General features: G+C 57.3%; 16 protein-coding genes. 13 read left to right on the top strand and 3 right to left on the bottom strand.

Annotation, left to right across the window (positions count from 1 at the left end):
- Positions 1–223 precede the first annotated feature (223 nt).
- Both ACWGZX_RS01800 and ACWGZX_RS01795 read left to right on the top strand, forming a co-directional pair.
- Complete coding sequence (locus ACWGZX_RS01800) at positions 224–1,780, top strand: T6SS phospholipase effector Tle1-like catalytic domain-containing protein (RefSeq protein WP_452627041.1); 1,557 nt, start codon at positions 224–226, stop codon at positions 1,778–1,780.
- Entirely contained in the window at positions 1,780–2,436 is a 657-nt protein-coding gene (locus ACWGZX_RS01795; protein ID WP_452627040.1) for a DUF2931 family protein, read from the top strand. Before ACWGZX_RS01800 ends, ACWGZX_RS01795 begins: the two co-directional genes overlap by 1 nt.
- 65 nt (positions 2,437–2,501) lie before the next feature.
- Here ACWGZX_RS01795 and ACWGZX_RS01790 read toward each other — a convergent pair whose 3' ends face one another.
- Positions 2,502–2,999, bottom strand: a complete 498-nt coding sequence (locus ACWGZX_RS01790) for a CC0125/CC1285 family lipoprotein (RefSeq protein WP_452627039.1) — start codon at positions 2,997–2,999, stop codon at positions 2,502–2,504.
- A gap of 206 nt (positions 3,000–3,205) precedes the next feature.
- Between ACWGZX_RS01790 and ACWGZX_RS01785 the strand changes: the two genes are divergently transcribed.
- From ACWGZX_RS01785 to ACWGZX_RS01775, 3 genes are all read left to right on the top strand, one after another.
- Complete coding sequence (locus ACWGZX_RS01785; protein ID WP_452627038.1) at positions 3,206–4,564, top strand: MATE family efflux transporter; 1,359 nt, start codon at positions 3,206–3,208, stop codon at positions 4,562–4,564.
- 94 nt (positions 4,565–4,658) lie between these two features.
- Positions 4,659–5,351 carry a phosphoribosyltransferase gene (locus tag ACWGZX_RS01780; protein ID WP_452627037.1) on the top strand — a complete coding sequence of 231 codons (693 nt, stop codon included), beginning with the start codon at positions 4,659–4,661 and terminating at the stop codon, positions 5,349–5,351.
- A 609-nt stretch (positions 5,352–5,960) separates the two neighbouring features.
- Positions 5,961–6,608 (top strand): hypothetical protein, encoded by a 648-nt coding sequence (locus tag ACWGZX_RS01775; protein ID WP_452627036.1) that lies wholly within the window; start codon positions 5,961–5,963, stop codon positions 6,606–6,608.
- 135 nt (positions 6,609–6,743) lie between these two features.
- Here ACWGZX_RS01775 and ACWGZX_RS01770 read toward each other — a convergent pair whose 3' ends face one another.
- Positions 6,744–7,490 carry an SDR family oxidoreductase gene (locus ACWGZX_RS01770; RefSeq protein ID WP_452627035.1) on the bottom strand — a complete coding sequence of 249 codons (747 nt, stop codon included), beginning with the start codon at positions 7,488–7,490 and terminating at the stop codon, positions 6,744–6,746.
- A gap of 208 nt (positions 7,491–7,698) precedes the next feature.
- Between ACWGZX_RS01770 and ACWGZX_RS01765 the strand changes: the two genes are divergently transcribed.
- The 3 genes from ACWGZX_RS01765 (at position 7,699) to ACWGZX_RS01755 (ending at position 10,341) form a co-directional block, all read left to right on the top strand.
- Positions 7,699–8,268: a YceI family protein gene (locus ACWGZX_RS01765; protein WP_452627034.1), complete on the top strand. Its 570-nt coding sequence runs from the start codon at positions 7,699–7,701 to the stop codon at positions 8,266–8,268.
- A 158-nt stretch (positions 8,269–8,426) separates the two neighbouring features.
- On the top strand, positions 8,427–9,554 hold the full coding sequence (locus ACWGZX_RS01760; RefSeq protein WP_452627033.1) for a diguanylate cyclase: 1,128 nt from the start codon (positions 8,427–8,429) through the stop codon (positions 9,552–9,554).
- A gap of 427 nt (positions 9,555–9,981) precedes the next feature.
- Positions 9,982–10,341 carry a DUF6124 family protein gene (locus ACWGZX_RS01755; RefSeq protein WP_452627032.1) on the top strand — a complete coding sequence of 120 codons (360 nt, stop codon included), beginning with the start codon at positions 9,982–9,984 and terminating at the stop codon, positions 10,339–10,341.
- A 138-nt stretch (positions 10,342–10,479) separates the two neighbouring features.
- Here the strand turns inward: ACWGZX_RS01755 and ACWGZX_RS01750 are convergent, their stop codons facing one another.
- Positions 10,480–13,878 carry an Ig-like domain-containing protein gene (locus ACWGZX_RS01750; protein WP_452627031.1) on the bottom strand — a complete coding sequence of 1,133 codons (3,399 nt, stop codon included), beginning with the start codon at positions 13,876–13,878 and terminating at the stop codon, positions 10,480–10,482.
- Positions 13,879–14,188: 310 nt separating this feature from the next.
- Here ACWGZX_RS01750 and ACWGZX_RS01745 point away from each other — a divergent pair, with 310 nt between their 5' ends.
- The 5 genes from ACWGZX_RS01745 to ACWGZX_RS01725 all read left to right on the top strand — a co-directional run bounded on the left by ACWGZX_RS01745 (position 14,189) and on the right by ACWGZX_RS01725 (position 20,346).
- The gene (locus tag ACWGZX_RS01745) at positions 14,189–14,899 is read left to right on the top strand and encodes a GNAT family N-acetyltransferase (RefSeq protein ID WP_452627030.1); all 711 of its coding nucleotides are present in this window, start codon (positions 14,189–14,191) and stop codon (positions 14,897–14,899) included.
- 316 nt (positions 14,900–15,215) lie between these two features.
- Entirely contained in the window at positions 15,216–16,862 is a 1,647-nt protein-coding gene (gene mqo, locus ACWGZX_RS01740; RefSeq protein ID WP_452627029.1) for a malate dehydrogenase (quinone), read from the top strand.
- Between the two features lie 188 nt (positions 16,863–17,050).
- Complete coding sequence (locus ACWGZX_RS01735) at positions 17,051–17,893, top strand: DUF6502 family protein (protein WP_452627028.1); 843 nt, start codon at positions 17,051–17,053, stop codon at positions 17,891–17,893.
- Positions 17,890–19,494, top strand: coding sequence for a DUF5666 domain-containing protein (locus ACWGZX_RS01730; protein WP_452627027.1), 1,605 nt, complete (start codon positions 17,890–17,892; stop codon positions 19,492–19,494). Before ACWGZX_RS01735 ends, ACWGZX_RS01730 begins: the two co-directional genes overlap by 4 nt.
- A 102-nt stretch (positions 19,495–19,596) precedes the next feature.
- Positions 19,597–20,346 (top strand): hypothetical protein, encoded by a 750-nt coding sequence (locus ACWGZX_RS01725; RefSeq protein WP_452627026.1) that lies wholly within the window; start codon positions 19,597–19,599, stop codon positions 20,344–20,346.
- Positions 20,347–20,847 lie beyond the last annotated feature (501 nt).

The raw sequence follows: 20,847 nt of genomic DNA, 5'->3' as shown, positions 1-20,847 counted from the left end.
CTTGATGGGAATTAAACAAGCACCTCCCGATGATGTTTAAAAAGCAAAGGAACAATAGTTTCGTTTTACCTAAGTGCTCACAGCAGCATCTTGGCGAGGACGGGGTGCACTCGTCACTGAAGTATGCTCGGTCTGAATAGGCAAAGTGCCATGCGTTGATTCGCCTTACCTTGAGTGTCACCCTGCGACTGCAAATCAAGGATCAGTCCCAAGGAATCAAGGAATGAGTGGTTACGTCCCTAAACCTGCACTACCCAATACACCGCAGAACTTGCGTAATCCAGGAGTGACGCCGGTCGATGTTCACGCTCAGCGCTGGGCGGAATACGAAAAGTACGGCAAAGAGCCCGCACCTGAGCCACAAAAAACCGGCATAGCGTTACGCATCGGTGTCTTCTTTGATGGCACCGGTAACAACGCCAACAACGCGGAGGCGGGCCTGCTCTGCGGAGCCCATCACCCCATTGCACCAAAAGACATCAACGCCAGTTGCAAGCCGTTCATGAGTGATCCGGACAGCAGCTATGGCAACGACACCAGCAATGTGAAAAAGCTGAGTGATCTGTACTACGTCACGCCACAAGCAGAAGGCAATGGCCCGCAAAAAAGCGCCTCCCGTGTCGTCTACATTGAAGGCATCGGTACCCAATCGGGTGAAGCAGACAGCGTCTTGGGGGCGGGCACTGGACGCGGCGATACCGGCGTCGTAGGGCGCGTTCAGTCTTCGTTCGTATTGATCAAGCAGAGCATCAATGAAGTGTTGGTCGACAACCCCGGCAGTGAAATCAGTTCACTGACGTTCGATACTTTTGGCTTTAGTCGCGGTGCAGCCGCCGCTCGACACTTTGCCAATGAAATCGTGCGTGGCAAGCAAGGCCCTTTAGGGAACGTTCTGCGCGGCAACTCCAAAGCCTTAAGTTCGACCTTCATTGACCAATACAAAAGCGACATCAACATGGGCTTTATTGGCCTGTTCGATACCGTGCCATCAATTGCCGGCTGGTCCAACCTGGGGAATATCAAAAGCCCTATCGCGACAGGCATCAAACTTTACCTTGATCGGCGCTTTTTCACTGACGTCGTCCAGTTAGTGGCGCGTGATGAATGCAGAGCTAACTTTGCTCTCAGTCGAATCAAACCGGCCTTCCCGGAAATTACAGTACCCGGTGTTCACTCGGATGTCGGCGGAGGATACCTCGCCGAAGCACAAGAGTGTGTATTGGTCAGCCCTATGCAGGCTTTGGAAGTGCCTATCAACACCGACGTTGTTACCACCTCGATCTATCGCGACGCCAAGAACATAAAAAACCAATGGCTAGCAAACGGATGGCCGCCTGAACTCCTGGAGATTGTCACTCCCCCCGCGTCCGAAGTGCCGCAACAGCAACAAGACCGGCTCAGTCCAGGTCAAAAACGCGTCTATGCCGCATTGCAGCTCAAGCGTCCGGTGAGCGGCAAGCTTTCACTCGTTTACCTGCGTGTGATGTATCAATTGGCGAAGGAAAAGGGGGTTCGCTTTAACGATATCGTTGATGCGCCTGAACTGGCGGTACCAGTAGAGCTTCAAGCGCTCTGTGACAGGTTTATCGCGAGCGACTACAGCATCACACCGCAAGAAGAACAGCTCCTGAAACTGAAGTACATCCACACCTCCGCCAACTGGAACCACCCACAGGGTAGAAAAGACGGCAGCGGTCTAAAGGCTGTTTACATCAATGCCCCCACACAGGATGCGATCCGCGTGCAACACCCTCATGTGCCTGACTGGACGATTTGGTAATGAAACTACTCATCACGCTACTGGGCATCCTACTCATTGCCGGCTGCCAGTCTGCCGACCCGCTTTCAGCAAAAAACGACCCCAAGTCCCAGTGGTGGGAGCTCGATTTCACCGAACCCCACTACATGAAGGTATGGGTTGAGGACAGCGCCGTGGAAGACATCAACGGCAAGCTGTTTCACCACACTGGTGGGGGCTCCGCCTCGGGTGGTGAGCCCGAAGACGGAACAGAGTCCGCAAGAGGTTGGCGAGGCGTCGGCGGTTCCGGAAAAGCGGTGGTCGGCGCCGACCTTCCCCAACGTATTTTTGTGCGGTGGCAGTCCATGGTAGAGCCACAGACCTATAAAGTCTGGGTGGACATTCCCGATCAAGCCAGACAACTTATGCACTCATCAATCATGCAGCGGTGCCCGGCAACCCCTGAACAAGAGGCCCGGTATAGGGCCGCTATCTATCTGGGCCTTGCCCCTGGTGGCGTCGTACAGGTATGGGTCAGAGACTCATGCCACCGTCCCGTCAAAGTAGCTCGGGCCCAAGCAGAGATTGAGCCGCTGGGACCTAGTCAAGGAAAAAATGAAGGCCGTTATGGCTACCCCGTCAGTGAAAAGGCAAAGCGATACATAGAAAAATACGGCATTCCTTACGGTAGCTGGTGAGGCCCCAACATGACTGATAGGCCTCCCCACCTCATAGGACGTGCGTTACTAAAGATGCTCTTGCGTCACTTGATTCCATATTTCGTCTTGAGTGATGCGACTACAAATCTCGCTTCATAAACTAAGCCTTGCGTGGTTGGTTTTTCTTTGAAGCATACAATCGTATTGGTCGTGTTTGGGTAGGTGAAAAAGAAGCTCTGTCCGCCATAAGTAGTTGCAGTTCCGTACGCAGTATTTCCTACGACAGTCGCAGTTGCCTGTGTCGTTGTCGGTGCTACATAGCTGGTGCCTGTAGAGTCGTCAGCCATGTTTACAATCACAAAATAGGCGAATCCATTTTGAAGGGCTACTTCGGCACTACGCAGTAGAGCAAGATCTGTCACCCTACCTCGAGAGTCGTACCCATCCCCTTGGAAGCCTACTTTAAAAATATTCTCGCCCAGTTGAGTGTCAAAATACCCGTTAAATCCTGGGAAGTTGCTCTGGGGGGTATAGGTCGAGGCGCAAGATGAAAGGAAAAGGATGGCAGGCAAAGTAAAGATAATTTTCAAAGACACTTTCATAGAAGCCCCTAACCACATACCTGTCGATTGAGCCCAAAGCAGCGACACAGATGAAATTACTCCTAAGCCTTCACCGTGTCTATTTCAGCTTTTGGCCGGATATACGCATTTTCTATAGCTAGTCAGACATGTGAATCACGATCCACTGCGATCAATTCTCGTAGCGTAGAATCCCAAAACCGCGCCCCATCCGAGATGGACCTTCCATGCAACCCCCCGCCCAATCAACCCAGCTTTGGAAAACCTACCTCCTTTTCCTAGCCCCGATGGTCCTGTCGAATTTCCTCCAATCCATGTCAGGCACCGTCAACAGCATCTATATCGGCCAGATGCTCGGCACCCAAGCCCTGGCGGCTGTATCAGGCATGTTCCCCATCGTCTTCTTCTTCATCGCCTTGGTGATCGGCTTAGGCGCGGGCGCCAGCGTGTTGATCGGCCAGGCCTGGGGCGCGCGTGAGCTGCACCTGGTGAAGACCATCGCCGCGACTACGTTGCTGTTGGGCGCAATGATCGGTCTGTCCGCCGCGGTGCTGGGCAGTGTGTTCGCCAGGCCAGCCTTGCAGGGTTTGGGCACGCCGGCCGATGTGCTGGACGACGCGGTGTCCTACGCCCGCGTGATGATGTGGATCATGCCGTCGCTGCTGGTCTACGTGCTGTTCACACAATTGCTGCGCGGGGTGAGCGATACGCTGTCGCCGCTGATCGCGTTGGTGGTGTCGACGTGTATCGGGTTGGCGCTGACGCCAGCGTTGATTCGTGGCTGGTTCGGGTTGCCGATGATGGGGATTCAGAGTGCAGCGTATGCCGGGTTGGCGGGTAACTTGTCGGCGATGGGCTGGCTGGCCTGGCGGTTGATTCGCAAGGGGCATCCTTTGGCGCCGGATCGGGAAATGTTTGCGGCGATGAAGCTGGATCGGGTGATTCTTGGCAAGGTGTTGCGCATCGGCTTGCCGACCGGGCTGCAGATGGTGGTGTTGTCGGTATCGGAGCTGGTGATTCTGGCGCTGGTGAACCAGCACGGTTCGCAGGCGACGGCGGCGTATGGGGCGGTGACGCAGATCGTCAATTACGTGCAGTTTCCGGCGCTGTCGATTGCGATCACGGCGTCGATTCTCGGGGCTCAGGCGATTGGGGCAGGGCGCCTGGAGCGCATGGGGCCGATTTTGCGCACGGGGCTGCTGATCAATGTGTGCCTGACCGGAGGGTTGGTGGTATTGGGTTACTTGTTGTCGCACTGGTTGTTGGGGCTGTTTCTGACGGATGACTCGACGCGGGCAATGGCCGAGCACTTGTTGCACATCATGCTCTGGAGTCTATTGGTGTTTGGCTTCCAGGCGATTGTTGGCGGCATCATGCGCGCCAGCGGCACGGTGCTGGTGCCGATGGCGGTGTCGATTTTTTGCGTGGTGTTGGTGCAGTTGCCGGTCGCGTATGTGCTGGACGGGCATTTTGGTTTGCAGGGCGTGTGGATGGCGTTTCCGGTGGCGTATCTGGGGATGCTGGTGTTGCAGACCGCGTATTACAGCTTCGTTTGGCGGCATCAGCAAATCCAGCGATTGGTGTAAGCGGCGCCGCTTGATGTCGGCTACGGTCAGGCCGACAATTCTCTGGGACTGCGTGATGAAACCGACGGGCGTGATCGCCTGAGGAGGTTTTCAAATGAGTCCCCCATCGAACATCGTTTTGCAGGACCGAGCAGCGGCCGGTCGGCGTCTGGTGGCGCCGTTGCTCGCTTACGCTCATCGCCCGGAAGTGATCGTCCTCGCCTTGCCCCGTGGCGGCGTGCCGGTGGCCTATGAAGTGGCCACGGCGCTGGACGTTCGCCTCGACCTGATGCTGGTGCGCAAGCTCGGTGTGCCGTCGCACGAGGAGTTCGCCATGGGCGCGATAGCCAGCGGCGGCGTCCAGATTCTCAATGAACAGGCGTTGCGAACGCACCCGATTGATAAGGTGGCATTCGATGCGGTGGTCGCCCGGGAGACGCGGGAGTTGTTGCGGCGCGAGCAGGTTTACCGGGGAACGCGCGCGTCTGTGCAACTCAAGGATCAGGTGGTAATTCTGATCGACGATGGTCTGGCGACAGGCGCCTCAATGATGGCGGCGATTCACGCGGCGCGGGTGCATGAGCCGTCTAGCATCGTGGTCGCGGTGCCGGTTGGGCCACCCGAGACAGTCGAGGCGTTGCGCAGTGAAGTGGATGAATTGATTTGCCCGCTCATGCCTGAGTGGCTGATGTCGATTGGGCATTGGTACATGGATTTTTCCCAGACCTCGGATGCGGAGGTCATCAGGCTGTTGCAACGGGCCTGGGAGAAAGAGGGTCGCGCCGATCAGCAGCATCCCGTTCATTAATTACCTAAAATCAGGGTGCTCACGGGGGCGCGGGTAACGCCCAGACCGGGCACCCTCGACACCTGAGATTTCCTGATTTAAAAAGTATGACTGTTTTAGTTATTGCGTCATGAATGCGAGTTGCTCGCTATTACACATGCTTTGGAGTGGTTGGTAACTAATGGATCCAATAAATTTATTATGAAGTCCATGTAAATTAAGCAGGCCAGTTATCATGGGCCTATCAGGGAAGTCTACGACTTAGTATCGGCGCGATAAGTCACAAATTCTAACTACCGTTTGTCGGTAGTGTGCTCAAAAAATGAACATTCGGGTATTCTTGGGCTCTCATTCTTCAGCAGTCATTCGTGACCTGCACCTGAATCCGTAGTAAAGAAGTGGAAAATTGAACCTCATGTGCATTGAATGCTATGGGGATTTTTTTTCACTGAAACCCGGGAGAAATACTTAAGCAGATCGTTGGTTCGCTGTGCGAATCAATTATCTTGGCCGTGCCAAGTCTATGAGTTGGCTTATCTTGAATCAGTAGGATCGAACAGGTGTATTTGGAATAAATATATAACCTGTAGAGCATCGATCAGTACTGTCGAATAAGGTGGAGAACGTACCGTGGCGATAACTACAATTATGAGCCTGATTGAAAATAAAGAATTCATGGAATTCTTACGATTGGGCGTTGTTTATGTCCATTTAGTTGCGTGTTGTGTCGCCATTGGTTTGGTATTGACCAGCGATATTGCGATGGTGAGAGATCTATTTAAGCGAAAAACATTTACGGAGCATGATAATGCTCACATGGAAAGTCTTCAGAAGTCTGTCAGTGTTGCGTTGATAGCCTTGTGGGTAACAGGTGCCGCGATCATCGGTATCGATTACCTGGACAAAGGCATGAACTACTTTATGAATCCAAAACTTCAAGCCAAAGTCATTATTGTCGCCTTGCTGACTTACAACGGTGTCGTATTGCATCGCTTGGTACTGCCTGCTCTGCAAAAGGCCGGCTCATTGCTCAATCTCGGGTTCAGCGCCCGGATGACAGCACTGTTCTGCGGCTCGCTGTCGGCAGTATCCTGGATGTACGCGGCCATGTTGGGGGTCGGTCGTCCGCTGGCCTGGAAGTATTCCCTTACTGAACTATTGATGGCCTATCCGGTGTTGATTGCACTGGGGTTCCTGGCGATGCTTGCGTTGACTCAGCGGGCGAAACAACCGGACTACGCCATTGCGTCTCCGCGGACATTCGCAGCCGCTTGTTAAGTCGGTTAAGCGAGTAGACCTTACAGGCTTGTTCGGAGCCTGACAGAAGCGACCTCCTTTGTGCAGGGCAACTAATGCCTGAATCAAGGAGGTCGTTTTTGTTTTCCAGCCACCCTCAGCGTGGCAGATGGGCGCCTAGTGGGTCTTGAGCCAATCCTGAAACCGGGTCGCGCCGACGATGGGGTTGGCACCCGGTGTCAGTGACTGGTCATTGATTGGCGCACCAAAGTAAGGAACCGTGTCGTCCGCTACGGTTTGGCGCGGGTCGTTGGTGTGCTTCAGGTAATCGCTCGCGAACTCAACGAGAGGGCGGTTATCAGGTCCAGCCACTTCGACGGTCTGATTGACAGGCGCTTTCAGCGCAATAGCTGTCAATGCCTGCGCAACATCCGCCGAGGCCACCGGTTGCAACGCTGCGGACGTTAAGTGAATGATGTCGCCTTCTTCACGCCCGGAGTGAGCAATGGCATGGATAAACTCAAAGAACTGCGTCGCCCGCAGGATGGTGTAGGGAATACCTGACTTCTTGATGAGATTTTCCTGCGTCATTTTTGCCCGGAAGTAACCGCTGTCGAGCATCCGTTCGGTGCCGACGACCGACAGGGCCACATGGTGTTTGACGCCGTCGAGCTTTTCCGCCGCTAACAGGTTGTGCCCGGCGGTTTCAAAAAAATGCAACGCTGCGTGGTCTTCGAAAGAGGGCGAGTTCGCGACGTCGACCACCACGTCGGCGCCTTTTAACGCCTCCGTCAGCCCTTCGCCGCTGATGACATTCACGCCGGTACTCGGTGACGCCGCGAAGGCTTCATGGCCCAGGTCCTGCAGGTTTTTACAGACTTTGCTGCCGATCAGCCCGGTACCTCCGATAACGACGATCTTCATGTCCTGTCTCCCGCCGTGGTGAGTGCAGCAATTATTAAACACCCGCAAAGGTGGCAGGGTCGGGCGCTGATCCGGATTGGCCGACAGGTGGTCGTAAGTCAGCACGGTAGGTGGAAGAATTGGTCGTTGTTTGCTTTAGTCCTCCTATCGCTGGCGTAGGTGTGCGGGCGTTTCGGCTCATGACCGGACGCCTTGACCGGAGAATCCCATGACTTTTCGATTCCCGCGGCTCGCTGTTCTGGCTGCCTTGCTCACTGTCGGCGTCTTGCCCTGCGCGCAAGCGGTCCAGTACACGCAGGTCAATCAGGCTGCGAGCAAAATCTCCTTCACGTACAACCAGTTCAGCTCGCGGGTATATGGCACGTTTGGCAAGTTTGAAGCCAAGCTTGATTTCGACACGGCCAACCCCGCAGCGGCCCATGCGTCGCTCACCATCCAGCTCGACAGCATCGATGCCGGCAGCAGCGAGGCCAACACTGAACTGCAAAAACCCGCCTGGTTCGATACAGCGGCTTATCCGGTGGCGACCTTTGAATCGACCGATGTGAAGGCACTTGGCGACAACAAGTACACAATCATCGGCAAACTGACACTCAGAGGCATTACCCGTGAGGTGGCGGTTCCGGTCCAGCTGAAGGCGAAGAAGACCATCGGGATTTTCGATGGCCAGTTAACGCTCAAGCGAAGCGACTTCAAAGTCGGCGACGGTGAATATGCTGATGCCGTCGTTTCCAACGACATCAATATCCGGTTCAAGATGGTTGCGCCGCAGCAGTAGCGCGTAGCCAGTGAGACAGTGGGGGAGCAAGGAGTAATGCTGGTCACGCACCTTAAGAGTGTGGTCCTTAAGCGATCGGCATGTGATTTGTTTGTTTGCCTAAGTGGGAGGGTGTCACAATCACATTCTTGTCACAGCATCATGATCAGGAGGATCAAATGGGTGGCCCAGGATATCGGCACGATCAGGAGATGTTCATCACCGCGCAAGTGCGTGGTGACCGATTGCGCCAGCTATTCCATCAATCCGTGTCTGCTGTGTTCGGCAGTTACCTTGCCGCGATCATGTTGTGTGGGTTGTGCTGGGATCGTATTGATCACCGCGTCGTGTGCGGCTGGATTGTCCTGCTAAGCGCCTCGTCGTTGCTGCGCATCCTGATGTTTATTGTCTATTTTCGTAGCCCGGAAAGTGAGCGCACACCTCAACGCTGGGAGCGGACCTATTGGATAACGCTAATGTTGTCTGCCAGTATCTGGGGCGCAGGCGCTTTGGCGGTCATTCCGGCAAACGACCTGCTGGCCCAGTCGCTGGTCATGCTCTTCGCCGTCGGCATGTCGGTCAGCGCGGTGTCGTGTTACTCGTCCTATCGGTACATGACGTTAGCGTCGATTGGCCTGGTGTTGTTGCCGTGTACCACGTGGCTGTTGTTTCAACCGTCGGCCCTGCAATTCGGTATGGCGCTGGCGGTCCTGGTGTTCGCCTCATTTGTCGTCAACGCGACTCGAAAACTGTCCGAAGCCCTGGAAACAGCTTTCCGCGTGACCCGTGAAATGGAACAGGCGCACCGCATTTCCACACTCGCCGCACAAACCGATGAACTCACCGGGTTGAAAAACCGCCGGGCTTTTTTTGAGCGCGCGCAGCAATTGTTCAATGACTGCCAACACAAACGGTTGCCACTGTGCGTGGTGATGCTGGATATGGATCACTTCAAGCACATCAATGACACTTACGGTCACCAGGTCGGTGACCAGGTATTGCGTCAAGTGGGTGTCATCATCAGTGGCGGTTTTCGCGAAACGGACGTATACGGCCGGTTGGGTGGCGAGGAGTTCGCCATCCTGCTGCCGGACACGTCCATTGAGGTCGCCCTGAATCTTGCCGAGCAACTGATCCAGGCTATCGGTGGTTTGATGTCCGGCCCTGTCCACCGCATATCGGCCAGTCTCGGCGTCGCTTCAATGGAGTTCCACGACAATGATCTGCAAAGGTTGATGAACAATGCGGACAAAGCGCTTTATCGGGCCAAGGCACGCGGGCGTAATCAAGTGGCTGTTTCAGAGTAAGCGCGGGGCAGGGTGGGCCTGAGCGAGCAAGGTTTTGAAGTGTGTAGGGAATGTTCGTCTGCCTGTTAAACATCTGCGGAAGGGGTTTGTTTAAACGCCATCAAGGTTACGTCCTGAAAGCTACAAAACCTTGCGCCGTTGCCTACGGCTACGCCAGAATCCGCCGGCTTGTGCGCCTTGGCCCTGGCCTCTATCGTTTCCCTGCCACTGCCCATAAGTGGTCGGGTTTAGCAGCCCGGGGTTATAAGTAAGCTGCACAAGCGCTTGTCAGTCAGGCATTTCCATGCCTGCACTTGATGGTGGTTGTGCGCAGGGCGCCTTCGGGCGCGCCGGCTTTGCTAGCTTCCCCGGTCTGCTAACCTGCGTACAGCTGCCTCCCTCTCGTTTAGCAGCAGGAGGGTTGGCACTCAATCAGAGAAGCAAGCTTATGTTCAAAGTTACGCCCAACCCGCCAGACACCGATCCGGTCTCTCCGTACGAACCCGATTCAAAGAAGCTCAATGAGGCCGCCGAGCGGGCTCTGAACTTCCACTTCCCGTCGAATGCCGACATCAAAGCTACCGCGCGAACTCGCAGCACTCTGTTTTCCGTGGACCCCGCGGCCACTACCGAAACCCTGGCGGTTTTTTTGGTCGAGACGCTGGCCTCGGTCGATGTGATGGTCCATCAGTTGGTGGATCATCTGGAGGGTGAGTCGCGCTACGCCCTGCTGGGTATTTCCAACAGCGTCATGGTGGCGGAGATCACGGCGAACCGGGTGCTGGATACGATTGAGCCACCCGTGTAACCGCCGTCCTGTGGCGAGGGGGCTTGTCGGACCGCCGCACCGCCCCGTTGGGCAGCGAAGCGGCCCCAAAAAATGGGCCTGCTGCGCAGTCCAACGGGGGCGAGCCCCCTCGCCACGGGGGCGCCTATAGATGCCGCTTTAACGCACGGTGATCGGCACGGTTATCGTCTTGCCAAGCGCAGACTTGACAGTGATGGTCGGGTTTGGCGCCGGCCCGGCACCGGCGGTCGCCACTAACACTCGCCACTTCGCACCCGTGCCGACTTGCGTGAGCGTGGCCTTGCCCAGGTTAAGCGGCCCGGCGGTAGTGGACGCGGTCACCGTCACGCTATTGCCGGCAAAAACCGTGGTGGTGCCGGAAATATCCCAGGTGTAGCGATTGTCGGTACGAACGGTGACGAAAGCGCTGGTGACCGCCAGAGTCTCGTTGGCCGCTGCAGCGGTGACATTGACCGACACTGTCGCCGGGTCCGACTTCGCGTCCTTGGCATCGCTGGCGCGATAGGTGAAGGTCGCGGTGAACGGTGCGGGGACGATGGCCGGTGGGGTGTAGATCACCCGCAAACCGTCAGTGCTGACCGTACCCTTACCGGAATCCGGCTGGTTCAGCTCCACCACTTTGAGCGGCAGATTATTGTCGGGGTCGGTGTCGTTGGCCAACACGTTGATGGTCAGCGGCTGGCCGTTGCTGGCGGTGGCGCTGTCGGGGTTGGCCACGGGTTTTTGGTTGTCTCCCTCGTCATTGTTACCGTCATTGCCGGTGCGGAAGGTAGGCAGCGCCACGGAAGCGACGTAGGTCACACCGTCCCAACCCGGCAAGGGTGTTGGCATCAACTGGAACTGGCCCGGATGCTCGACATCCCAGCGCAACAGCATCGCGTTGTCTTCATGCTGGGTGTTGTGGCAGTGCTCCATGTAAGTGCCGGCGAACTCGCGGAAGCGGATTGCCATTCTCACGTCCATCGTACTGTCGACGCCTTCGCCAATGCGATAGACGTCCTTGCGTGCCCATTTTTCCCAATCCGGCGGAGGCAGGCCGTTGCGACTGAGAATGATGCCTTCCTCGAAATGCACATGCACCGGGTGGGTCCAGCCGTTACCGCCGTTCTTGATATCCCATACTTCGAGGGTACCGTCGCCGGAGAACCCGGCATCGGTCGGGCCGTTGGCCAATTGCGGAGCGGCATCTAGCCGGCGTGGGTCCATGCTGTAACCGAAGCCGCCATCGGTCTTGATCGTCCACGGCGCTAGATCGGTGCCGTCAGAACGCCCGAAAGTGAACTCGCGATGCCGCGCAGCGGCGAGTTTGGCCTGATCGGTCGGGCTATCGCGGTCAATGGTCAGCGGGATCATGACCTTGCCGGCAGGCTTGCCAGGTTTGGCGGGTTCATAGGCGACCGGGTCCATGCTCAGGTCCTGACCGGAGTAAGGCTGTACCAAAAACTCCAGAAACTTGCCCACCGCCGGATCGCCGTTGTCCCATTTCAGGCCATTACTGGTTAGCTTGAGCACCGCTTTGTATTTTTCCGACAGCACGTCGGCCAGCGACAGTTCTATTTTCTCCGGGCCTTTACCGGTCTGGTGATCCATCAGGTTAACGAAAAACAGTTTGTCGCCGGTGCTGATGCCGTATTTCGCAAAGTTGACAATGATGTCGTAGCGTTCGGCGATGCCTTGGGTCGGCAGAATGGCGTTGTGATCCTGAAAGTCACCGTCGCCATCCATGTCCATGCTGCCGTCGAAAGGCAGGCTGTGCGCCATGAGGTTGCCGTCGTTGGCAATCAAGTGAAACGGCACGCGTTTGTAGGAAACCCCTGAGCCTGCCGGGCCCGGAAACTCACCGCTGGTGCCGCTGACCTGCCGTACCAGCGCTATTTTGAAGTAGCGAGACACCGAGCCATTGAGGATACGGAACCGATAGCTGCGCGCCCGCACTTTCAGCACCGGTTGGTACTGCCAGTTGACCAACACCTGGTCACCGAGGAAGCCGTCAGTGTTGAACGGGTTGAACCACAACTGGCCGTTGGCGTCCCAGGCCTTGTCGGCGATCATCAGGTTCACATCGTAGTCACGGTTGCCCCATGGCATCGCCGAACCACTGGGCAGGCGCAGGTTGACGCCGTCTTCGATCGCCTCGTTACCGCGATCCAGGGCGCTGTAGTAGTTCATCATCACCGCGCTGCCCTTGTAGACGTTCTGCGCAGTGAAATCGAGCATGTGGTCGTGGAACCAGTGGGTACTCATGGTTTCGCGCCAGTCGCCACGGATTTTGATGCTGCCGTTGTCGCAGGTTTTCAGCCCGGGACTGGCGTCGTTGACGTACAGCGTTTCGCCGGGCGCGCAAGGGAATGCCGCGCGCGGATCCTGCGCCGTGGTGTTGATGGTGTCGTAACCGGCCAGCTGGATCGGCCAGCGATAGTCGTAATACTGCCCCGGAAAGAAAAACGCGTTGGCATAACCATCGCTTTCCGCCGGGGAGTGCCCGTTGTGTTCATGGGTGGTGAGGGTATGCAAGCCGAAACCGGCATTGGCCGCCGGGTCGATCGGCAGGGCGTTGTAGTGGCGCATCAGCACGGGTTGGCCGTACCGCACCATCAACAGTTTTGCCGGCAAGGTGCCGTCGAAGGACCAAAAATTCTTGTAATTTTGCACCGGCATTTTCGGGTGAAAACGCGCGTCGATGCCCTTGGTGGTGCCAGCGGTTGTCGGAATATCCGAGGTTTGGTAATAGAGCCCGCCGGGGGCAAATTCACCCTTGGCGTAGTTGTGCAATTGCTTGCGGTCACGCATGCCCAGGTTGGTCCGTGCGCCGGTTTGCACGGTCTTGAAATCGACCTGCGGGTAGAACTCGTTCCAGCGCTGATGCGACCAGCCTTTTCCCGGTGGACGGCCTTCGGCGGGCGAACCGACCGGATGGCGGTTGAGGAAGGCTTCGATCTGCGACTTCCACGGGTTGCGGTCCAGCACATTGGAGTATTGCGACGGGAACGGATACAACCCCGGCTGGCGCATGAATGCATCTAGCGCGGTATTCGACGGGACGCTGCGAGCGATGCTGTTCGGGTCCTGCTGGGGCGCCGGGCCGGCGAGCGGCACGGGGAACGACAGTGGCGGTTGCGGCAGGCTCGGGTCGAGTTTTTCCGTGCCAAATTCCTCGAACAGCAGCAGTTGCTGGGTGAACGGTTGAGCCCCGAACAGGGGGCTGGGTTTGCCGTTCGTGGGGAAGTTGAACGTCGTTTGCACGGCAGGTGGCAACACGTTTTCGGTGCGGGTCGTGTCCTTGTTGCCATACATCCCATTGGGCAGGGCATATGAACCCTGGTTCGCCTCTGGCATGGTCTTCAATGCTTCCAGCGCAACGGCTGGATCAGCCGGCTGGTTGATGTACGCTGAGGGATCGGTGGGTGGTGGTTGTCCGACATCATCGATGGGGGCAGCGTTCAGGGTGGTCACGCTGAACGTGATCATCACCACCGAAGTAATGCCCTGCGCCATGGAATAGCCGAATGACTTGTTCGCAGGGACTGAGCTCTTCATGATAGTTCTCATTGGAGGCATGCCACGGTGATGGCACTCGCCCTTTGGCCGAAGCAAAAGCTGAGCCATGAGCGCAATCAGACCAAAGTCTTAGTAATATTTAGTAAAACAAAGTCCTGTGACAAACAAATGGGTTATCCCGGCATTGGGGAAAAGTGCGTAAAACTGGGGGGGAATTCCTCATTGTCGGGGAATTAAGTTATCTATTCGCGACAACCCCTGTAGCCGCTGGCAGAAGCGGCGCGGCGATCAATCTGTGACAATACCCTGGCCGATGCCCTGTAAGCCTTATCCCGGAGTCAGAATTTCAATGCCCCAACTCACCCACTTCGCAGCCCCGTGCCCGGAGCACATCAACAGCCAGATCCTGCAACTGGTCGTCGATAACCTGACCGACATCAGCATGGTCGGCATCGCGCCGAGCAATCCGCTGTACAACGTGTACCAATACACGGTCGGCTTCGAAGTGCACCTGTACCTGGAAGCGCTCAACGGGGACAAGGGGATTGCGGTCGAGTTGATCGTCGCCACCGACGATGAAGACCCGTCGAAGGTCATCGGTTTCCTGCTTTACCTGCCGATCAAAGACGATCCCCAGGCGTGCGGCGTGGCCTACATGGCGGTTGACGCGGGCCATCGTCGTAAAGGTGTTGCGCGCGCCATGCTGCAAGACATGATCAACCGCTACCCGCACGCCGAGTTGACCTGCGCTGTCGCCAAAGTGCCGTGGTTCGAGTCGATGGGCTTTCAGGTGCTGGGCGTGCGCGGCACGCAAGTACTGATGAACACCCGCGACCACAGCAGCGAAGGTTTGATGGGGCTGCTGGATGTGGCCTCAATCTACAGTTCGCTGGAAGTTCGGCAGATCCATCACTACTTGCTGCAAAAACACGGCCAGCGCGCAATGATCGATGCCGAGAAGCAGCGCGACCGGCATCTGGACCAGATGACCCGCAACGCCAAGGTGTTTGTGCTGAATCGTTTAGGCCAGAACGCGTCGAACGAGCCGCGTCTGGACTAGACCCATAAGTCCTTTCGGGAGCGCACGGTCGTCCGACCGTGATATTCTGCGCGCCAACTTGGTTTGACCTGTTCAGTTGGCCCGTCCCGCAGACGTGCCGACAGGATCAATGTCGCTCAAGTAGCTGAAGCCAATAATGATAAAAAGTCAGTTCAGTAGGGACATATAACTGAGGTCGACGCAGTCCGTCGGCCTTGTGTGCCCACCCTCCAATCCTTATGTACGAACACCCACGACATCCTGCCTGAATGCCGTGAGCCAGGGGTTTGGTCGTGAGGATGGAAGGGCGGATGGCGTTTTATCATAGGTGCTACAGATGTTTAAGAAAGTGAATACGGCCCTGCTGGGGCTGGCTTTGTCGATGGGGATCACGTCCGTCCAGGCGCAAGAGGCAAAGAAAGTCGATGTGCTGCTGATTGGCGGCGGCATCATGAGCGCAACACTGGGTGTCTGGCTCAATGAACTGGAACCTGGCACCTCGATGGAAATGATCGAACGCCTCGACGGCGTCGCTCAGGAAAGCTCCAACGGCTGGAACAACGCCGGTACCGGTCACTCCGCCCTGGCTGAGTTGAACTACACCCCGGAAGACGACAAGGGCAACGTTCAGATCCCGAAAGCCGTTGAAATCAACGAAGCGTTTCAGATCTCCCGTCAATTCTGGGCCTGGCAAGTTCAGCAAGGCGTGCTGAAGAACCCGCGTTCGTTCATCAATTCCACACCGCACATGAGCTTTGTGTGGGGCGATGACAACATCAAGTTCCTGAAGAAGCGCTACGAAGCCCTGCAAGCGAGCCCATTGTTCGCCGGCATGCAGTATTCCGAAGACCCTGAAGTGATCAAGAAGTGGGTGCCGCTGATGATGGAAGGGCGCGACCCCAACCAGAAAATCGCGGCCACCTGGAGCCCGATCGGCACCGACGTCAACTTCGGCGAGATCACCCGCCAGTTCGTGGGGCACCTGCAAACCACGCCACACTTCGACTTGAAGTTGTCCAGCGAAGTGCAGGACATCACCAAGAACGAAGATGGCACCTGGCGCGTCAGCTACAAAAACCTGAAAGACGGCAGCAAAGCCGAAACCGACGCCAAGTTCGTGTTCATCGGCGCGGGCGGCGGTGCACTGCACCTGCTGCAGAAGTCCGGCATTCCTGAAGCCAAGGAATACGCAGGCTTCCCGGTAGGCGGCTCGTTCCTCGTGACCGAAAACCCGACCATCGCCGAGCAACACCTGGCCAAGGCCTACGGCAAAGCCTCCGTTGGCGCACCGCCGATGTCGGTTCCGCACCTGGACACCCGTGTTCTGGACGGCAAGCGCGTCATCCTGTTTGGCCCATTCGCGACCTTCAGCACCAAGTTCCTCAAAGAAGGTTCGTACCTGGACCTGCTGACCACCACCACCACGCACAACGTGTGGCCAATGACCAAGGTCGGCATCAAGGAATACCCGTTGGTTGAGTACCTTGCAGGCCAGCTGATGCTGTCGGATGAAGACCGCATGAACGCCCTGAAAGAATACTTCCCGAACGCCAAAGCCGAGGACTGGCGCCTGTGGCAAGCCGGCCAGCGCGTGCAAATCATCAAGCGTGATGAAGCTGCCGGTGGTGTGTTGAAGCTGGGTACCGAGATCGTTTCGTCTGCTGACGGCTCGATTGCCGGCCTGCTGGGCGCCTCGCCAGGCGCATCGACCGCTGCACCGATCATGCTGACCGTGCTGCAGAAAGTCTTCAAAGACAAGGTGGCTTCGCCAGCCTGGCAGGAAAAGCTGCACCAGATCGTGCCGAGCTATGGCACTCAGCTCAATGGCAATCCTGAGAAGGTGGCCGAGGAGTGGGCTTACACCGCCAAGGTGCTGGAGTTGACTCCGCCGCCGGCGATGGGTCAGGTGGTGGCTCCGGTTGCTGCTCCGGCTGATGCGGGTAAGGCACCGAAGGCTAATGCTGCGACTGATATGGCTCTGTAATTAGAGAGCTAAACAAAAGCCCACTGAATCGGTGACGGTCAGTGGGCTTTTTTGTGGGACATGGTTTTCAAAGGGCAGATTCATTTAGCCTGTGCGGGTTGACCCGGAGCCAGAAAGGGCTAATTTACATTGAGTGGGAAAATATCCCACGCAGCTATACTGGGGTTAACTGTCCAGGAATGCGCTCAATGCAATCGTCCACCCTGCCCACCTCCCTCCTCAAAGCCTTGCGGCATGTCATGCGCCCGCTGGTACGCCTGATGCTGCGCAAAGGCGTCACCTACTTGGTGTTTGCCGACCTGCTCAAGGAGGTTTTCGTCGAAGTGGCGGACCGCGAGTTCCGTCTGGACGACAAGGCATCGACCGACAGCCGCATCAGCCTGCTCACCGGCGTGCATCGCAAGGATGTACGGCGCTTGCGCAACACCAGCGACCCCGATTCTTCCACGCTTCCGGAAAACATCACTTTCGGTGCGCAACTGGTCAATGCCTGGACCAACGAGCCCTTTTGCAATGTAGCCGGCCAGCCACTGCCGCTGCCTCGATTGGCCAGTGTCGGCGGCGACCGCTCCTTTGACGCCTTGGTGGCGAAGGTCAGCACGGATATCAGGGCGCGGGTAGTGTTGGACGAGTGGCTGCGTCTGGGCGTCGTCCGCCTTGACGAACAAGAGTGCGTGCACCTCGAAGCCCAGGCCTTCGTGCCACAAAAGGGCTTCGATGAGAAAACTGCTTACCTGGGGCATAACCTGCACGATCATGCCTGCGCTGCGGTACACAACCTGACCAGCGAAGGTACGGCCTTTTTTGAACGCAGCGTCCACTATGACGCGCTGGCCCCGATGAGCGTCGAGGCGTTGCGCGAGGCCGTTGCCAGCGAGGGAATGCAGGCCCTGTTGAGTTTCAACCGGCTCGCCGCCGAGCTGGAACTCCAGGACCTGCCCAGCCTTGAACCGCGCCAGCGCATCACGGTCGGCTTGTACTTCTACACTGAAGCTTCCGATCCCGATTCACCAACGGCCCCTAAGCCATGACCGTCAATTTGCGCCTGATTCGTGCAATAGCCCTCGCTCTGGGCCTCGGGCTTCCGATTGTGATGCAAGCCGCCCCAGCCTGTGTAAGCCAGAATGACGCGGGCACAAGCGAAGTGCCGGTCATCCAGGTTCCGGGGGGCACCGGCGGCACGGGCGCAGCGCCTGGTGGCATGGGCGGTACTGGCATCAGCACCGACAACGGCGGGGTGGGCGGTACCGGCGCACCACTGAAAAAGCGCCCCGGCGGCATTGGCGGCACCGGCGCCGTTGCAGGCGGCGTGGGTGGCACGGGCATTAGCGATGACAACGGAGGGATCGGTGGCACCGGCATTGTCGGCACCATCACCGGGTTCGCCTCGATCTGCGTCAATGGCCTGGAAGTGCACTTCAGCAACAACGTTCCGGTCAGCGAGAACGGCATTGCCACTACCAGCACTCAGCTGGCGATTGGCCAAGTGGTTGCCGTGGAAGCGTTCAATTCCAAGCGAGGTCTGGAGGCCGGGCGCATTTCTATCCTGCACGTCTACGAAGGCCCTTTGACAGCCCTGCCTAGAGATTCCATGCCCATGCGTGTCATGGGGCAAACGGTACGCCTGGCCGCCGGTGCTCAAGTCGCTGCTGGTCTGCGCCCGGGTGATCCGGTACGGGTCAGCGGGCTGCGCGATGCTCGTGGAGAAGTGGTGGCCAGCCGCATCGACCGGGCGCCCGGCCTCAAGGAGGCCAGTGCCATCGGCTCGGTGGATCGTAGCGGCTATCTCCAGGGGCTCAAGCTCAGCAATCACCCAGGCCCGGCGCAGGAAATGCTGGTGCGCGGCCAGTGGTCAGGCCGCGAACTGGATGTGACCCAAAGCCGCCCCGACCCGAGCCTGCCCTTCATTGGCCGGGTACACAATGCGGTGATCGAGGGCCTGGTACAGGGCCGGCACGACCGCCATTTGATGGTGGGTGGCTTTAATGTGACGCTGGTGCGCGACACCGTGTTTGTCGGTGTGCAGCCTTCGGAGCTGGCACTGGATCGACGTGTACGGGTCAACGGCGTGTTCACCGGCGCTCGGGACGTGCAGGCAACGCGTATCGAATTGCCCCGCGATCGGGCCGATTCGCCGGCCAGCAACCGGCACGGACCACCCGGTACCAGCGAGCAGCGCACAGACGACTCAAGTGGCTCGAGTAACTCAAGTGGCTCCGGTAACTCTGGCAGTTCGGGGAATTCAGGGAATTCAGGCAGTGACAGGAGCGGGCGCTCCGAGAGCGAGGGCAGCGTTGTCGACGATACTCGCCACGGGGGCAATGACAGTCATGGCGGTGGCGAGAAGACAGAACGCATGGACGTGGACAAGTCCGGTAAGTCAGAGCGTATCGAGAAGGTCGAGCAATCCGGCAAAGTCGAGAAGGTGGAGAGGGTAGAGAAGGTCGATAAAGTCGAAAAGGTCGAGCGTCCGGAGAAAGTCGAGAAAGTTGATCGGCCAGAAAAAGTCGAAAAGGTAGAGAAAGTCGAGAAGGTAGAGAGGGTCGAGAAAGTCGAAAAGGTAGAGAAGGTAGAGAAGGGCGAGAAGGTCGAGCAGGTTGAAAAAGTCGATCACTCTGGCAGATCGGGTTAAACCGTGCAGTCATGATGCACTATCGTCATAAGTAACTAGGCTGGGTAAGTCACGCAACAAAGCATGCGTGTGAACTTCGATGACGGAACACACGAGGTGAACATGAGCCCCAAGTGCAGCCTGCTCGTCGGTTTGCTTGCCAGCCTGGCCTTGCCAGCCTTGGCCGATAACTTCACGACCTCGATCGGAACCGACTACTCTCGGGGCGACTATGGCACCGGTACTACTTCTGAAACCTGGTATGTCCCGCTGGTAGGCAAATACGAAACCGGTCCCATGACCTACAAGCTCACTGTGCCTTGGCTGCGCATTACCAATCCTTCGGTCGGCCCTGATGGCGACCCGCTACCCGGTGGTTGCGGCAAAGTGGAAAGCGGTCTGGGCGACACCGTTGCCGGTGTAGGCTATGCCGCGCTTGATGGCAGCGTTGGCGGGCTGTTCGTGGACTTGATCGGCAAGGTCAAGCTACCCACAGCCGACGAAGACAAGTGTCTGGGTACGGGCAAAACCGACTATTCCGCCCAGGTCGATGTCGCCAAAGCCTTCGGCCCTGTGACCGGGTTTGCTACCCTGGGCTGGAAAAAGTACGGCGACCCGTCGGGCTCCGACTTCGACAACCCGATATTTGCCGGCCTGGGCTTCGCCATGCCCGTATTCGCGCGCACCACGGCGGGCGCGTCCTACGACTGGCGGCAGAAGGTCGTTTCCACGGGCGACCCGATTAAGGAACTCACCCTCTTCCTCACGCACAAGCTCAATCAGAACTGGAAGTTTCAGTTGTATGCCGTCAAGGGGTTTTCCGACGCCAGCCCGGATGGCGAGGCTGGATTGTTGCTCATCCACGCTTTCTGATACCCCGTTGCCTGTCAGGTTATTTCCAACATTGATGCGTTTCACCGACTCTAGCCAAGCCGGGTCCGCGCGGTGCGTTTCGAAAAACCTGCCAGGCCAGCCAGCGTCATGACAGGCTCTTTGATTCGCCCCTGGTTACCTTGGTAAATCCGAATGTCAGCTCCTGGTCTATTCCATTGAAAAAAGTCGTCTCGATAAACCAGCCGATCGGGTGAGGGGCGATTCTCAATGGGTTAGGTTGAAATTTTTGCTCAGCGCGTGCCTTAGTCCTGATATTTGGTCGTTGACACTCGGGCTGACAGCACTATTCTAAATGTGTGGGAATATTTCCCACGCTACGTTGCTAACTGGCTCTGAGGGATCGTGCGGAACCGCAGTTGCTCGTTAATGCTGCAGATTTATGACCGCGCCGGTTGGCTGGCCGCTCCAATGAGCGGCAGGAAACTCACTGGTGTTTGCGTTCGATACGGAGATGACGACGCAACGCCAAGCGGAGGTGCA

The sequence above is a fragment of the Pseudomonas sp. CLCA07 genome, from assembly GCF_053615335.1.
This window is presented reverse-complemented; position numbering and strand designations above follow the sequence as displayed.